Consider the following 15,336-nt stretch of genomic DNA (forward strand, 5'->3'; position numbering starts at 1 on the left):
CGAAATGTACGAAAATAATCCGCCCTGATCCGAAAAAGCGCCCCGCATGCGAACCCCCGACGATCCATGATCGATATAGAATCATCAATCGCAGCCCCTGACGAGGGCTTTTTCAGCAGACTGCTAGCTGCACTCTGCTTCGATTAAGGCGCCAGCTAGATGGCTCTTCTGGCGCCAGCAAGGTTGCTCTCCTCAGAGGGGCCGCCTGATCGAGCGGCAGAGGCAATGGCGACGACCAAATTCATCAATGACGCCAACTCCGCATTACCGGCGGCAGCACGTGCCAGAACAAGCGTGGCGATCGCCGCTCGATTTTCAGGAGTCTGCATAGAAGTCGGTAGCGCTGCGACCGCTTCGTCAAAAATCCTTCCCAGGACCGTAAGGTCTTCCGGATCGTAGACACCACTGTATTGCTGCAACATTCGGCTCCGTATCATTATCGCGCTAGGGCGGCCGCACGTCGCTAAGACGTTTGGCCAAAAGAAGACAGACCAACGACGTACGGCAATGAAGATGCGGTATGCGTTGAAGTGATGCCGTTGCGCAACACAGTCGCGCTTTGCTCTGTCCCGAACCCAGGTAGGCGATATCGGGCAAGCTTCTCTGAACAATTTGCGAGCACCGTTGCCTATGTGCAGCCGAAGCAACGAGGCGAGAAAGATGAACTCTCACATCCGAAGCACCGCTATGCTCACTCATGCCTGCAGGAAGCGCGGAGTCGTTGTGAGATCGACGCGGTCGCCGATGCTAATCCAAAAAACGATAGCCTCAACATTTCCTCAGCTTGGCTCGCATATCTGAATGTCCATCGCAAAGCGATGGCTGCTCTTTTGATTCCGTTTACAACGGATCGCAGCACCGTTACGAGAATGGCGGGAGGGCACCAATCTACCAGCGGCGGCGCTGCTCGACCTTCTCGCGCATGGTATACCAAATGATGGATACTCAGGCGGGCAATGTTCTTCCGAATTTCTGCAGCAATGAAGATGCTCATTGCGGATCGGCGATAAGGTGGTGCTCTGAGCGGCGGCGGAGCGCGCGACGGGCTGCGCGCACAAGGCAAATGGCTGGCCTCGATCAGGAAAGCCCTTGGTTTACATCGCACATGTTTGCCGTCTTGCTCGAAGCGGACCGCTGCCGGCGCGGGCACTGTAGTCAGGAAGCACTCTCACGAGGGATGGCGTTCATGCCTCTTGTAGAGGCGCTCGTCAAGAGGTTGCGGGGCAGAGAGCGGTGTGAGGACCAGGGTCAGGCGGCTCTCATGAAATGCGCGCAGACGAAGTTCGAGCAAGAGGTAGGCATTCGAGCCGAGTTCATGCCGGAGCCGCCAGCGAAGACCTTGCAGCATACTTTCCGAGACTGCACCCGCGATGAAGGAGGGCCGGCTCATCACCAAGGATGTGGGCGTAACCGGCTTGAAGCGAGGAGGAGGGCGATGAGACGCTTTAAGTGATCTAGGGGCGCCGAGAGCTTTGTGTGGTCTCAGGCAGGGGAGTCATGCGGGACGCCGCAACAATATCTCCCGCATCCAGATGCATGCCGGATCATTGTTGTGAAAAGCGGGCCATTGAACGGCCTCGGTAAATGCGGGAAGTGACCGCGGAAGTGCGACGATCTGCAGGGGCATCGTCTGCGCGAAATGCTCAACCAGCCTTGAGGGCATCGTAGCTATGCGCCCCGTGTCCAATAGTACAGGCGGGATCATGCTAAAGCTCTGCACGACGACCTCAATGCGTCTCTTGACACCATGCTCAAGTAAGAACCATTCCGCGATGGAGGGCCTTCGCGCACGCCCGAACTTCACTGCGACATGCCCCATTGACATGTATTTGTCGAATGCAAGCTGCGGTGGCAGCCGTTTATTCGTGTGGCAGCCTACGCACACGAGCCGCTCCTCGAACAATGCCGCTTTAGGATGCGCGCTCGACATGAACAATTCTGGCAAGATAAGAAAATCGACTTCACCCCGCCGGAGAAGCTCATCGGTCTCATCGGCGAGTGGCAACAATTCGAAAGTGACGGCGGGAGCTTCTCGTGCGACTCAGCCGAGGAACTCCATGCGGCGGCGGCGCTCTCAATCTTGTGCTCGCGCAGGAAGCGCCAGACATATTGAACGTCGACGTCGCCCAGCGCCTCCGCCAGCAGGGGGCCGTTCCAGCGCGCAAACCCGGCAGGAGGCGGCTTGTCCAGCAGCGCCAGAATCCGCTTACCGGTCGCCTTCGTGTAGATCGGCTTCTTGCCGGGCCGCGGCTTGTCCTCCGAGCCCGCAAGCCCTTCATCCGCAAAGCGATGCCGCCAATGGCTGACGATCCGCGGCTGCACGCCGACTGTCTTGGCTATCGCACGCGTGCTGCAGCCTTCCGCGGCCAATAGAACAATCCGGGCACGCTTCAGATCACGCTGTAACGTTCGCGGCGAGCGGCACCGGGCTTCTAGCTCCAGACGCTCCTTCCGCGAAACGCGGACTTCTCTTGCTTCGGGAATCATCCCGATCTTGAATCACGACTCACGTTCTATGAAAAGTGGGTACCTAGTGTAGATCTGAATTGTCGCCGAGAGCGGATGGTAAGACGCTTTAGTGAACTTAGCAGCGCCTGCGGTTTCGGGTGGTCTCACGCGGAGAAGCCATGCAGGAGGCCTCCTGCAACAATATCCGCCGCATCCAAATACTTGCCGGATCAGTATTATGAAGGGCCGGCCATTGGATGGCCTCGGTGAATGCGGGAAGCGGGAGCGGTGCTTCGACGATCCGGAGGGGGATCGTCTTTGCGAAATGCTGGGGCAGCCTTGAGGGCATCGTCGCTATACGCTCAGTCCCCGATAGCATCGGCGGGATCATGGTAAATCCTTGCACAACGACCTCAATGCGTCTCTTAAGACCGTGCTCAAGCAAGAACCATTCCTCAATATTCGGCCTCAGGGCCCGCCCGAACTTGGCCGCAACATGTCCCATTGACATGTATTGCTCGAATGTAAGCTGCCGTGGCAGCTGCTTGTTCGTCTGGCAGCCTACGCACACGAGCGTCTCCTCGAACAGTGTCGCTTTAGGATGCGCGCTCGACATGAATAATTCCGGTAAGACAAGAAAGTCGACTTCGCCGCGCTGCAGAAGCTCATCAGGCTCATCGACAAATGGCAGAAATTCGAAGCGGACGGCGGGAGCTTCCCGCGCGACACGGTCGACGATCTGTCTAAAGAAAACGATTGTCATGAAATCGGAAAGGAGAATCCGGAAGCGGCGATCCGACTTAGCTGGGTTGAACGTGTCGCGGGAAATTATGGAGAGCTGAATGTGCACCAGCGCCTCGCGTATCGGCCCGGCGAGCCGTTCCGCTCGTGCTGTGGGGACAAGTTCCCGGCCCCTCATCGTAAATAGCTCATCGCGGAAATAGGCGCGCAAGCGGGCCACGGCCGCACTCATAGCCGGCTGGCTCAGATTGATGCTGCGTGCCGCCGCGGTGAGATTACGCTCTCTCATCAGAGCATCGAGCGCGACGAGAAGATTTAGATCAAGGCCTTTGAAGCGCATGGCGTGGAGTTATCCATCGTGTGGATGTGTTCAATAAAAATAATCGATTTTACCAATTTTGCGCAATGGCGGATACCAAAGCCGGTCGGTCAGCACAATAAAATTCAGGCCGATAAGGAATGGTTGCCAGTCTTTCTCCTGGCTCCGCGAAAAGTCTCAGCTGCACCCCGAGCCCCGACCGAAGCGCATGTCCATTGCGGCCACAGTTTTCAACGGGTTGTATGAGCTGCAGCGCAGTGGCTTGACGCGACAGGCGTGGCGCAGATCGCTTATGCGCTCACGACCGGTAAACGTTCGTATAGCTTTTCCAACCGTTTCTATATCGGCCGCTTACCTCCGTAGAATTGAGCCAGCGATCAACTTCGCCTTAACATCCCAACAAGTCGGGAGCTGCCGATTGCCGGCACCCAATGCCTTTGCGACCCAGGCCCAATTTATCACGTATCCATAGCAGTCAAATCGTGCAGAAAATGCAGGCGAAGTCCCCGGTAGATTTGGTGCAAATGGCACATGCGCTCGACGTTGTCTCCATCGTGGATCGCGATGCATCGGTCAATCAAGCGCTGACAGACGTGCTCTTGTCGACAAGCGACAACCCCGAACCTTTCCAGTGCGCAGATGAGTTGAAATCCAACCGTCCTCTCAGCACGTCCTGTTTGATCGCGGATGTGCAGTTGCCCGGAGTGGCCGGGCTTGAGCTATGCCAGCACTCGGCCGCATCCGGAAAGGCCGATCTCACCATTCTGCTCACGAGCCGTCCCGGCGACAACCACTGGCTGCGGGCGCTGCGAGCCAGCGTTTCCCATTCCCTGGTGAAGCCGTTCATCGGTAGCGAACTGCTCGCGTGCGTCAAGTCCAACCTCGAATGCCGGTCGGCGCAAAGGAGGCACCCATGAATATTGCCGTATCCAGCTCTACGGGGGGTCTCTCAATGCGCTCTCAGGTGCGGTGGAAGCTGTGCTGGGAAAACGAGTTGCAACTCGCCGACCATGTCGAACTCGCCGAGTTCTTTCGAAAGACGTATGGGCCGACTGGGGCGTTTAATGGAAAGCCATTCGAAGGCAGTCGAAGTTGGGCCGGCGCGAGGCCTGAGCTCCGTGTAATCGGCTACGACTCGCGCGGTGTAGCGGCTCATATGGGCTTACTGCGCCGTTTCATCAAGGTTGGCGCGGTCGATGTACTAGTGGCCGACCTAGGTTTGTACGCGGTACGTCGAGATTTTGAGGGACTCGGAGTCACCTATCACGGTGCAGTGCACGTCCTGCGTCCAACCCTGCAAGAGCTTGGTGTTCCCTTCGGCTTCGGCGCGGTTCGGCCTGCGCTGCAGAAGCATGTTGAAAGGGTCGCCCGGCACGGTTGGGCAACCGTTTTGTCGGGGGTTCGCGTGCGGTCGACCCTTCCAGATGTACGTCTCGACAAGCCGCCCACACGCACCGAGGACGTACTCATCGTGATTTTACCAATTGGACGGTCGATGAGCGAGTGGCCGACCGGCACGATGATTGATCGGAACGGGCCAGAGCTGTGACACACCTCGACTGCTCTTGCGAAGCGCGCGGCGAATACGCTGACCGCACCGAAAGTCGCGGCGTCTATCTGACGTTTGACGACGGTCCTAATCCACTTTGCACGCCGAATGTCCTCGATGTGCTGGCGGAACACCGAGTGCCAGCGACTTTCTTCGTCATCGGCGCGTACGCGGCGGACCAGCCGAAACTAATCCGACGAATGGTCGCAGAAGGGCACGAGGTCGCAAACCACACAATGACTCATCCGGACTTGTCCAGATGCGAACTCGCCGAAGTGCAACAAGAAATACTAACGGCGAGCAGAGTCATCAGGATGGCATGCCCCCAGGCCTCGCCGCGGCACATGCGTGCACCCTATGGTATGTGGACCGAAGAGGTGCTCGCTACGTCAGCGAGGGCTGGGCTGGCTGCCCTGCACTGGTCGGTAGATCCGCGAGACTGGTCTCGTCCCGGCGTTGACGCGATTGTCAACGCGGTGATGGCCTCTATCCGGCCGGGAGCAATTGTGCTCTTGCACGACGGATGTCCACCCAGCGAGTTGGGACGGGGCACTCATGCTGGTCTGCGCGATCAGACCGTCTTGGCGCTTTCCAACCTGATTCCAGCATTGCATGTCCGCGGATTTTCAATCCGCTCGCTTCCTCAACCTCACCAAACCGGCACCCTATGAACCTGCTTACCACAACCAGCACTGTCGCTATCTCGGTCTATGCGCTTCTCTCGACTGTCCATAGAAGCGTGCAGGTGCTTTATGCTCTGCCGACAAACGTTTCATCGCCGTCGGGCGACGTGGTCAACTCCGACGCTCTACCAAGCGTGGATGTCATCGTCCCCTGCTTCAACGAGGACCCGCGTACGCTCTCGGCGTGTCTGAAGTCCATTGCAAGCCAAGACTACGCCGGAAAACTGCGGGTCTATGTGGTTGATGACGGTTCTGGAAATCTCGACGCTGTGGCACCCGTTCACGACGCCTACTCTGACGACCCGAGGTTCGGCTTCATTCTGCTGCGAAAGAATGTCGGAAAGCGGAAGGCGCAGATCGCTGCGATACGCCGCTCATCTGGAGATCTCGTGCTCAACGTCGACTCGGACACGATAATAGCAGCCGATGTGGTCACGAAGCTTGCACGGAAGATGCAGGATCCAGCGATCGGGGCGGCCATGGGGCAGTTGACGGCGAGCAACCGAAGCGACACTTGGCTGACCCGGTTGATTGATATGGAGTACTGGTTGGCTTGCAACGAAGAGCGCGCGGCACAAGCTCGCTTCGGCGCCGTTATGTGCTGCTGCGGCCCATGTGCGATGTACCGTCGTTCCGCGCTCCTGTTGCTACTAGATCAGTACGAGACGCAATTCTTTCGGGGAAAGCCAAGCGACTTCGGTGAGGATCGCCATCTCACGATCCTCATGTTGAAAGCAGGGTTTCAAACGGAGTACGCTCCCGACGCCGTCGCGGCAACAGTTGTTCCGGACAGGCTAGGGCCGTATCTGCGCCAACAACTCCGTTGGGCACGGAGCACTTTCCGGGATACGTTCCTTGCGCTGCGCCTGTTGCCTGAACTTGATCGCTATCTCACGCTAGATGTAGTCGGACAGAATCTCGGCCCGCTACTTCTCGCCCTGTCATCGCTAACGGCGCTCGCGCAGCTCGCACTCACAGCCACAGTGCCGTGGTGGGCAGGACTGATTATCGCATCAATGACCGTGGTTCGCTGCAGCGTCGCAGCGTTTCGTGCTCGCGAACTTCGATTTCTCGGCTTTTCTCTGCACACACTCATCAACATCTTTCTCTTACTCCCCGTGAAAGCCTATGCATTGTGTACATTGAGCAATAGCGATTGGCTGTCGCGCCAGGCTGCCAAGCTACCAAACGGGGGGGGAAAGCAGGTCGTCATCCGAAATCCGGTCGGTGGACCAAATGCTACAGAAGGTCCGGGAATTGGTGGGTCAATCCGAAGGAGGGATCTTTCGCGTGCTTCTTCGAGGTTGGTAACGTCTGACAGCGCTTGCAGCGGCGAGTGATCGTGCAGTTACATAGGTGAATAGCTCGTGAGCCTGGATAAGAAATACCAACTGTTAGAGCGGGAACTGGCTGCCGACGATCCGTGGCGCCTCGACGGAAATCCGTTTGAGCGGGAGCGTCACACGCAAATGCCGCGACTTTCGCTTTCCAGAGGGTCTATCACAAATGCCCTCGAAGTGGGGTGCGCAGCCGGCGCATTCACGGAAAAGCTGGCGCCGCACTGCAAACGGCTCAGAGCGCTCGATGTCGTGCCGCGAGCGATTGGTCGAGCGTGCCAACGGACGAAGAGATGGTCGCACATCACGTGGATAGTCTGCGACGTTCAGCAGTTCTCGACCGGAGAGCTGTTCGATTTGATCGTCGTGGCGGAAGTTCTCGATCACCTGGCTGACACGGCCGAGATACGCGCGGCCATTTGCAAACTAGTGCGGATGCTTGCGCCGGAAGGGCCGCTGGTTTTTGGATCCGCGCGCGATGCCACGTGTCGGCGCTGGGGTCACCCTGCTGGTGCCGAGACGGTCATCAGCATGTTGAACGAAACGCTGATCGAGGTCGAGCGGCTGCAGTGCCATGGCGAGTCGGTCAACGAAGACTGCCTGCTCGCCTGCTTCCGGAATCCGATTCGATCTCGAGTCAATCGAATCGCCGACGTTGACATGGAGGCACAATGCGCATCTGCGGTATAAAGCTGACGCATGACGGGGCGATCGCTCTTGTCGAGGACGGACGGCTCGTCTTTTGCGTCGAGCAGGAGAAGCGGGGCAACAATCTGCGATATCAAGCCATCGACAATCTCGACGCAGTTGTCGCCGCTTTAGCGGAGCACGGTCTGGATCCGCGGGATGTCGATCGGTTTGTCATCGATGGTTGGGACGGGGAAGTCGAATCCCAATTCGAGGCCCTCAGTGGGACGGCAGCGATCACTCTTAAAGGGGCGCCGTATGTTGAACGCCATGCCGAGGGCCTTCTCACTTCGCACGACGGCTTTGGGCTCATGCTCGAGGGCAGGCTCTTCCCTTATAGAAGCTATCCGCATGTCACAGGCCATGTGGCCTCCGCATACTGCACCAGCCCCTTTGCCAAAGCCGGACAACCAGCCTTCTGCTTGGTATGGGACGGCTGCATCTTTCCACGTCTCTACTATGTAGATCGTCGGGGCGCCCGGTTCCTCGAATGCCTGTTCCCGATGATAGGCCATGCATATGGTGCCGCTGGCTCTCACTTCGGACCTTATAGGCAGGCGAACCGGACCAGCTGGGACCTAGGTGTTGCCGGCAAGCTGATGGCTTACACCGCGCTCGGGTGTGCTGATGAAGCCATGATGGCGGTATTTCAGGAGCTCTACGAGGAGCGCTTTGCGGCCGACACGGAGCAGGCTCGCCGTTACCGAGCGGGCATAAACAGCGCGGAGTCGTCACTTGCGGCTATGCACGACTTCTTCGAGCGGAGCGCGCTGCGATTGAAGGCTAAGGCACCCGAAGATGTACTTGCATCTTTTCATTGTTTTCTCGAGCGTCTCCTTGTTCAGGAAGTGACAGTCGCTTTGCAGCGGCATTCGGGTTTTCCGGGATCGCGCAACTTGTGTATAGCCGGTGGCTGCGGTCTCAACATAAAATGGAACAGTGCACTACGTGCTAATGGCCTGTGCGATGCTGTCTGGGTGCCGCCCTTTCCGAATGACAGCGGCTCGGCAATCGGCGCGGCTTGTGCCGCAATGGCGGCGGACATAGGCTTCGTGCCGCTGGACTGGTCGGTCTACAGTGGCCCAGCCCTGGCACGCACCGATGTGCCGTCTGAGTGGGAGGCTGCGCCGTGCAGTATGCATGAACTTGCTGCCATCCTGGCGAGCAATAAGCCCGTGATTTTCCTCGCCGGCCGCGCTGAGCTCGGACCACGAGCGTTGGGCGGCAGAAGCATTCTCGCAGCCGCGACATCGGCGGGAATGAAGGATCATCTTAACGACATCAAACGTCGCGAACACTTCCGGCCAGTGGCGCCGATATGCCTGGAAGATCGCGCGCCGGAAATTTTCAGCCCTGGAACGCCGGATCCTTACATGCTGTTCGATCACCAGACGCGAGCGGAATGGCGGGACAAAATCCCCGCCGTTGTACATCTCGACGGGTCTGCCCGGTTGCAGACCGTTCCTAGAAACTCTGAGCACAAAGTCGCTGAGCTTCTCGTCGAATATGAAAAACTCACGGGCATTCCGCTGCTTTGCAATACGAGTGCCAACCACCATGGGCGTGGGTTTTTTCCGGATGCCGCCGCAGCCTGCCAGTGGGGACGCGTTGAACACGTATGGTGCGACGGCCTGCTGTTGACCAAGCCGCTTGCAGCTGAGCTATCGCCGGGCGACGGCATCCCTCACGCCAAGATGAGCGCATGTCCGCGATAGCGATCGGCCTTACCGGCGTAACAAAGTCATATGGCGACAAGGTCGTTGTCGACCGGCTGTCGTTCACCGTTGCGTCGGGAGAGTGCTTCGGCTTGCTGGGACCGAATGGCGTAGGCAAGAGCACGATTGCGCGCATGGTTCTCGGCATGGCGTCAGCTGACGCGGGCAACATCACCGTGCTCGGGGAACCAGTGCCGGGACGCGCTCGCTTGGCTCGCATGCGCATAGGCGTGGTCCCGCAATTCGACAATCTTGATCTCGAGTTCACGGTCCGGGAGAACCTGCTGGTGTTCGGGCGCTATTTCGGCATGAGCGCGCACCAAATCGAAGCGGTCACGCCGTCACTGCTCGAGTTCGCTCGCCTCGAGAACAAGACGAATGCGCGCGTCGCCGAACTCTCTGGCGGCATGAAGCGGCGCCTGACGATAGCGCGTGCGCTCATCAATGACCCTCAGCTCCTCGTCATGGACGAGCCGACAACCGGCCTCGATCCGCACGCGCGCCACCTGATCTGGGAACGGTTGCGCTCGCTGTTGGCGCGCGGCAAGACGATTCTTCTGACCACCCACTTCATGGAAGAAGCCGAACGGTTGTGCGACCGGCTGTGCGTACTCGAGCAAGGGCGCAAGATCGCTGAAGGCCGGCCTCACACCCTAATCGACGAGCAGATCGGCTGCCAAGTGATCGAGATCTACGGTGGCAATCCGCATGAGTTGGGTGCGCTGATCAGGCCGTACGCGCAGCGTATCGACGTGAGCGGTGAGACGCTCTTTTGCTATGCGCCAGATCCGGAGCGGGTGCGCGGGCAGCTGCGCGGGCACACGGGTCTACGCTTTCTGCAGCGTCCACCGAATCTTGAGGATGTCTTTTTGCGGCTGACTGGGCGGGAGATGAAGGACTGAACCATGTGGGGACGTTATGCGGCGGCTCTGCCCGCCAATGCGTGGAACTGGATCGCGGTATGGCGACGCAACTATCTGGCGTGGCGGAAAGTCGCGCTGGCATCGGTTCTCGGGAACGCCGCCGAGCCTATGAGCTCTCTATTCGGCCTCGGCTTGGGCCTCGGAGCAATGCTAGGTCGCGTTGACGGCACCTCATATATCGCGTTTCTGGCGGCTGGCATGGTCGCGACAAGCGCGATGATTTCCGCCACCTTCGAAACCATTCATGCGGCTTTCGCTCGCATGCATCATCAGCGCACCTGGGAAGCAGTCCTGTGCACGCAGCTCACGCTCGGCGACATCCTTCTCGGTGAAGTGGCGTGGGCAGCCAGCAAGGCCTTTCTGGCCGGGGCGGCAATTACGATTGTTGCCGCCATCCTGGGCTACGCAGCGTGGCCATCCATCCTCTATGCGCTGCCAGCTATCGCCCTCACCGGTCTCACCTTCGCGAGCCTGGCGATGGTCGTCGCAGCGCTTTCACCAAGTTACGACTATTTCGTGTTTTACCAGACGCTCGTCCTCACACCCATGCTGTTCCTGTCCGGCGCGGTCTTCCCGGTCACCCAACTGCCCGACGCCTTTCAGCAGGTGGGGCGCTTCTTGCCGCTGGCACATTCGATCGATCTCATTCGTCCGGCGATGCTTGGCCGCCCGGCCGGCAGCGTCGGCCTGCATATCGGTGTAATTTGCATGTACGCAGTATTGCCGTTCTTCCTGTCGGCGGCACTTTTTCGTCGACGCCTGATGCGTTGACGCTACTCACGACCACTACGAGAAGGAGATATGCGATGCAGTATCGTGAACTGGGCCGCAGCGGCCCGAAGGTGAGCGCGCTCGGCTTGGGCACTATGAGTTTGGGGGGAGCAGAACGAGGAAGCCGAGGCGCACGCGCAACTGGACGCAGCCCTAGATGCCGGCATAAACTTGGTCGACACTGCCGAAATGTACCCTGTGCCACCCCGTGCGGAGACACATGGATTTGCGGAGCGCTATATCGGCAGTTGGCTACGCAAGACCCGGCGCAGGCGAGACGTCGTGCTTGCGACCAAAGCCGTCGGCCCTGTTCGAGCAGGCAAGGCAAACTTTGCCCTATGTGCGCGACGGCCGCGTCAGCTACACACGCGCCAATCTGTTCGAGGCCGTGGACACCAGCCTGCAAAGGCTCCACACGGACTATATCGACCTCTACCAACTGCACTGGCCCGACCGCAGCACCAACGTCTTTCAGTTAGTCGACTACCAGTACGAACTCGACGAGGACACGGTCCCGATCCTGGAGACGCGGAGGCGTTGGACGCACTCGTCAGAAGCGGTCGCGTTCGTCACATCGGGCTCTGCAACGAAACACCTTGGGGCCTTGCGCGCTTCCTGCATCACGCAGAAGTACATGGTTTAGCCCGCGTGATAAGCATTCAGAATCCGTACAATCTGCTTAACCTCGACTTCGAGAACGGCCTCGCCGAGATGGCTCAGCGCGAACGGGTAGGGCTTCTAGCGTATTCGCCGCTCGCGATGGGCACACTGACCGGTAAGTACCTGGGTGGGCAGCGACCAGGCGGTTCGCGGCTGAACTTATTAGGGAGATTCTTCCGCTACAGCAATGAGAGGGCCCAGCATGCGGCCCTCGCATATACAACGCTGTTTCGGGAACATAACATTGATCCAGCGCACGGCGCGTTGTCATTCTTCAGCAGCCGGCCATTCGTTGCAAGCACCCTCGTAGGCGCGACCTCCGAGCTGCAGCTAAAGCACAACATCGCCAGTGTGGAAGTCAGCCTGTCACGCGAGGTCCTCGATGGAATTCAGTCAATCTATCAGCGTTATGGAACGCCGTCCCCATGATTCGGGTATTGGCCTCCTGGTACAAATCACGTCGCCGATCGGGTCCCGTGAGCCGTATTGTGAGAACCAGGACAAAGAGCCGAGCGGGTTGAAACCGGACACTCACGCCGGCCTGCGCGACCAGACGGGTCATGGTGCTGTCCCGCTTGATTGCAGCGTTGCATGAGCGCGGATTTAATCCCCGCCGCTTCTCAACATCATTGAAAGAGTCGGCGGAGAGATGACAGCGTGGATTCTTGTGCGGGGCGCCACCCCAAGCCTCGCGATCAATATTAGTTGGAGCCACATGCAATGACCTACCCCGTACTGTCACCTGAGCCCTTTGTAATTCTTGGGATGCCAAGGACTGGCACGCACTATCTGGAAGCATTGCTAAACGAGCATCCGAACGTGTTCAGTAACGGTGAGTTGCTCAATCCATATGATACGAAGTGGCCCGATAAGGATCGCCTGCTACATAGCGATCGCGAGCTCCTAGAACTTGCCTACCTGCGCTATCCCCCGCGGAGCGACAAGGTGACGCACGTTGGCTGCAAGATCAACGAACCTCAGTTTCACGATCGTCCGGGCTTTTTTGCCGAGCTGGCCGGTTGGCCAGGCCTGAAGGTCATCCTCGTGGTTCGCAGAAACACATTGGAATCGCTACGATCGCTGGTGCAGGCAAGGCAAACCCGCCAATGGCTGAAATTCAGCTCTGACAACGCGGCTCCGCCGCCGTGCGTCAGATTGTCAATCGCCGACTGCGAGGCCTACTTCAAGACTGCCGACAATTTCCACGCTCGGGTCGCGCACTCCTTCGCGCCGACCAACATGCTTGTGATTGAGTACGAGAGTCTTCTTCGCGAACCCGCCGCTTGCTTGGCAACGATTTGGGAGTTCTTCGGGGTTCCAGCGCTTCAGCTTTCTGGTCGCGCCATTCTTCAGCGCCAGGAAACGCGACCGCTGGACCAGACGGTACAGAATTTTCATGAGTTGCGGCTTCACTTCGCAGACGGACCTTACGCTAGATTGTTTGAGGTCGGTAACTTCTGACTGACCTTCGCGGCGGCGAGCGACAGTGCACCTCACTCAGGTGGAACCTCACTCAGGTGGAACGGTCCTGAGTCAGGCCAGTAGAGTGTCCCTATCACGACGAATGGAGCGCGACATGCTGTGTCTAGGAGTAAGTGGCGGGCTAGACAAAATTTATGAATGCGTGACCCTGCCGGCCACCGCCAGCCCGTGCCGGTTCTCCATGGTGGCGTGGCCCATATAGCAAAGCTTGGCCTCGCGTCCGGCCGCCTTGCGATAAAGCCTGCTGTCCGGATCGCTGGTACTCGCATGGGTGTCGTTCTTGCGCTTCTGGCCGTGGAAGTTGGCGCCATCATCATCGTTGCCGCTGCCGTCCTTGGGGCGAAAACTCTTCTGCGAAGCCCAAACTTCGATCAGCGTCCCGTCCACCGAAAAATGCTCGTCCGACAATAGCGATTTGACCTGAGAATGGTTCAGAAGCTTGGTCATGAACTTCGTGAACACATCGCCGTTCTGCAGCCGCGCCTACTGGGAGCTTATTAATGCGTTCAAGAGGCGGACGGGCATCCCAGTTCTGCTCAACACGTCCTTTAGCAACAATGCCGAGCCGATCGTGGATTCGGTTGCAGACGCGATTGCCGCGTTTCTGACGACAGAGCTGGATGGACTTGTAGTCGGGCCGTTCCTCGTCAAAAAGCGGGCTGCAATGCTGAAGGATTGGACTGGGCTCGCGGTTTCATTGCCGCCTTATGCACGCCTCTATCGAGTCCGCGCTTACACCGCGCTAGATCGCCAAGAGACGGTGTGCGAGATCCGTACGGGGCCCTCCAGCCGTGACGGTGTGCGTATTTCACATGATGTGTTCGATCTACTGATGCGGATCGAGGGCGAAGCCGTGCTCGGGGATCTCCTTGATACAACTACGTTCGATCAGGCTAGGCGTGAAGCTCTCGTGAAGGAACTGCGGGGATTATGGGAGCAGCGCCGCCTTAAGCTGCATCCTTCACATGCTGCTCTCGCGCATCAAGGTTGCGATCAATGCTGGAGAAAGCATAACAGGCACTCATGAATATGGCCGTGTGCATGTCCCCAAATACAGGGGCAGCTGGGCCCCAGAGGCGGGCTTATCCGGTAGCTGGGTCATGGTTGTAGTCTTGGGCGCTGCGCCACAGCAGCAGCTCTGGACGACGAGCGACCGAGCACGAGAAGTTCCATTCGACATGGTTGGTTCAATTATACGGAGATAAGCGGGTGATATAAAAGGGTTGGAACAGCTATACGGAGGTTTATCGGTAGTAAGCGCCTACGCGACGTGCGAACCGCTTGTCGCGTCGAGCCGGCGCGACGCAGCTTGCGTAGCCCCCCGAAGAACGTGGCCGCAATGGACATGCGCCTCGGTTGATGCTCGGCGTGCACCTGAGAATTCTTCTCAAAGCCAGGCAAAGATCGATAGCCATCCCGGTATGCCTGAATTCATTTCTCCAACTGGCTTTTTGCTTGCCGTCATTCCTAGAATTGGTAAAACTGATTGTTGATCGAATGCATCCACAGTCTGGATAAGTCCAGATCATGCGTTCAGGGCCTCGATGATCTAAATCTGCTCGTCGTGCTCGACGCTCGGGTGACCGAACGTAACCTTACCGCTGCGGCACGAGCATCAACCTGAGCTAGCCGACCATGAGCGCCGCCGTCGCCTGGCTACGCGCGCCTAACTCCGCGATGTGTAGAGTCGGGGAAGCCCGAGTTGGTCGAACAGTGGTTGCACAGGGCTTTCTGGATCGCCGGGTGTCCTGACATACGCCAGAACCCCGTCGATGAACCGGCCGCAGTCGCTGCACTATTTACGGTGAGAGGCCGCGAACTTGTCGCAACATCGCGCGCGGAAGGGCTCGCCGCCCCAAGTGGCTCTGCCGCACATCCAGCTCTCCATTATTTCGTGAGCGTCACGAGAGGATCGCCGTGCCCGGCCTTGACTTGCGCGGAATGCTTTGGATTGCCCGATCGGGGTGATTGACGCTGCCGCTGGGCGATGATTGGGTGCTCCCCTCTGAAGGGGGCGACGG

General features: G+C 58.5%; 11 protein-coding genes and 6 pseudogenes. 12 read left to right on the forward strand and 5 right to left on the reverse strand.

Features of this window, described 5'->3' with window-relative positions; genetic code table 11:
• Positions 1–155: 155 nt before the first annotated feature.
• From ACZIRK_RS42940 to nodD1, 4 genes and pseudogenes are all read right to left on the reverse strand, one after another.
• Positions 156–422, reverse strand: a complete 267-nt coding sequence (locus ACZIRK_RS42940; protein WP_196237468.1) for a hypothetical protein — start codon at positions 420–422, stop codon at positions 156–158.
• A gap of 1,073 nt (positions 423–1,495) precedes the next feature.
• Positions 1,496–2,041: pseudogene (locus ACZIRK_RS42945) on the reverse strand (LysR substrate-binding domain-containing protein); the annotation flags it as partial.
• A gap of 5 nt (positions 2,042–2,046) precedes the next feature.
• Positions 2,047–2,487 (reverse strand): annotated as a pseudogene (locus ACZIRK_RS42950) (helix-turn-helix domain-containing protein); the annotation flags it as partial.
• Positions 2,488–2,584: 97 nt separating this feature from the next.
• Positions 2,585–3,529 carry a transcriptional regulator NodD1 gene (nodD1, locus tag ACZIRK_RS42955; protein ID WP_028168856.1) on the reverse strand — a complete coding sequence of 315 codons (945 nt, stop codon included), beginning with the start codon at positions 3,527–3,529 and terminating at the stop codon, positions 2,585–2,587.
• Positions 3,530–3,999: 470 nt separating this feature from the next.
• On the opposite strand from nodD1, the gene ACZIRK_RS42960 reads away from it, so the two are divergent.
• From ACZIRK_RS42960 to ACZIRK_RS43005, 10 genes and pseudogenes are all read left to right on the forward strand, one after another.
• Positions 4,000–4,425, forward strand: a complete 426-nt coding sequence (locus ACZIRK_RS42960) for a response regulator (protein ID WP_130228499.1) — start codon at positions 4,000–4,002, stop codon at positions 4,423–4,425.
• On the forward strand, positions 4,422–5,057 hold the full coding sequence (locus ACZIRK_RS42965; protein ID WP_283813299.1) for a NodA family N-acyltransferase: 636 nt from the start codon (positions 4,422–4,424) through the stop codon (positions 5,055–5,057). The genes ACZIRK_RS42960 and ACZIRK_RS42965 overlap by 4 nt, the downstream gene beginning before the upstream one ends.
• A complete protein-coding gene (gene nodB / locus ACZIRK_RS42970; protein WP_130582779.1) occupies positions 5,054–5,728 on the forward strand; it encodes a chitooligosaccharide deacetylase NodB in 675 nt (224 codons plus the stop codon). Before ACZIRK_RS42965 ends, nodB begins: the two co-directional genes overlap by 4 nt.
• Positions 5,725–7,080, forward strand: a complete 1,356-nt coding sequence (nodC, locus tag ACZIRK_RS42975; RefSeq protein ID WP_130228495.1) for a chitooligosaccharide synthase NodC — start codon at positions 5,725–5,727, stop codon at positions 7,078–7,080. Before nodB ends, nodC begins: the two co-directional genes overlap by 4 nt.
• 27 nt (positions 7,081–7,107) lie before the next feature.
• The gene (nodS, locus tag ACZIRK_RS42980) at positions 7,108–7,767 is read left to right on the forward strand and encodes a nodulation methyltransferase NodS (RefSeq protein ID WP_130228494.1); all 660 of its coding nucleotides are present in this window, start codon (positions 7,108–7,110) and stop codon (positions 7,765–7,767) included.
• Positions 7,749–9,479 carry a nodulation protein NodU gene (gene nodU / locus ACZIRK_RS42985; protein WP_130228493.1) on the forward strand — a complete coding sequence of 577 codons (1,731 nt, stop codon included), beginning with the start codon at positions 7,749–7,751 and terminating at the stop codon, positions 9,477–9,479. Before nodS ends, nodU begins: the two co-directional genes overlap by 19 nt.
• A complete protein-coding gene (nodI, locus tag ACZIRK_RS42990; RefSeq protein ID WP_028168862.1) occupies positions 9,467–10,381 on the forward strand; it encodes a nodulation factor ABC transporter ATP-binding protein NodI in 915 nt (304 codons plus the stop codon). The genes nodU and nodI overlap by 13 nt, the downstream gene beginning before the upstream one ends.
• Before the next feature lie 3 nt (positions 10,382–10,384).
• The gene (locus tag ACZIRK_RS42995) at positions 10,385–11,173 is read left to right on the forward strand and encodes an ABC transporter permease (protein WP_130228492.1); all 789 of its coding nucleotides are present in this window, start codon (positions 10,385–10,387) and stop codon (positions 11,171–11,173) included.
• A gap of 35 nt (positions 11,174–11,208) precedes the next feature.
• Positions 11,209–12,262 (forward strand): annotated as a pseudogene (locus ACZIRK_RS43000) (NADP(H)-dependent aldo-keto reductase).
• Positions 12,263–12,553: 291 nt separating this feature from the next.
• A complete protein-coding gene (locus ACZIRK_RS43005) occupies positions 12,554–13,294 on the forward strand; it encodes a sulfotransferase (RefSeq protein ID WP_130228491.1) in 741 nt (246 codons plus the stop codon).
• 162 nt (positions 13,295–13,456) lie between these two features.
• Here the strand turns inward: ACZIRK_RS43005 and ACZIRK_RS43010 are convergent.
• A pseudogene (locus tag ACZIRK_RS43010) lies at positions 13,457–13,795 on the reverse strand (IS5/IS1182 family transposase); the annotation flags it as partial.
• Between the two features lies 1 nt (position 13,796).
• Between ACZIRK_RS43010 and ACZIRK_RS43015 the strand changes: the two are divergent.
• Both ACZIRK_RS43015 and ACZIRK_RS43020 read left to right on the forward strand, forming a co-directional pair.
• Positions 13,797–14,342 (forward strand): annotated as a pseudogene (locus ACZIRK_RS43015) (carbamoyltransferase C-terminal domain-containing protein); the annotation flags it as partial.
• Positions 14,343–14,825: 483 nt separating this feature from the next.
• Positions 14,826–14,941 (forward strand): annotated as a pseudogene (locus tag ACZIRK_RS43020) (LysR family transcriptional regulator); the annotation flags it as partial.
• Positions 14,942–15,336: the final 395 nt, after the last annotated feature.

Source organism: Bradyrhizobium sp. Leo114, assembly GCF_055229415.2.

Coding starts and splice junctions, on each gene's coding strand:
- ACZIRK_RS42940 (WP_196237468.1), bottom strand. CDS start 422: ATGTTGCAGCAATACAGTGGTGTCTACGATCCGGAAGACCTTACGGTC.
- nodD1 (WP_028168856.1), bottom strand. CDS start 3,529: ATGCGCTTCAAAGGCCTTGATCTAAATCTTCTCGTCGCGCTCGATGCT.
- ACZIRK_RS42960 (WP_130228499.1), top strand. CDS start 4,000: ATGCAGGCGAAGTCCCCGGTAGATTTGGTGCAAATGGCACATGCGCTC.
- ACZIRK_RS42965 (WP_283813299.1), top strand. CDS start 4,422: ATGAATATTGCCGTATCCAGCTCTACGGGGGGTCTCTCAATGCGCTCT.
- nodC (WP_130228495.1), top strand. CDS start 5,725: ATGAACCTGCTTACCACAACCAGCACTGTCGCTATCTCGGTCTATGCG.
- nodU (WP_130228493.1), top strand. CDS start 7,749: ATGCGCATCTGCGGTATAAAGCTGACGCATGACGGGGCGATCGCTCTT.
- nodI (WP_028168862.1), top strand. CDS start 9,467: ATGTCCGCGATAGCGATCGGCCTTACCGGCGTAACAAAGTCATATGGC.
- ACZIRK_RS42995 (WP_130228492.1), top strand. CDS start 10,385: ATGTGGGGACGTTATGCGGCGGCTCTGCCCGCCAATGCGTGGAACTGG.
- ACZIRK_RS43005 (WP_130228491.1), top strand. CDS start 12,554: ATGACCTACCCCGTACTGTCACCTGAGCCCTTTGTAATTCTTGGGATG.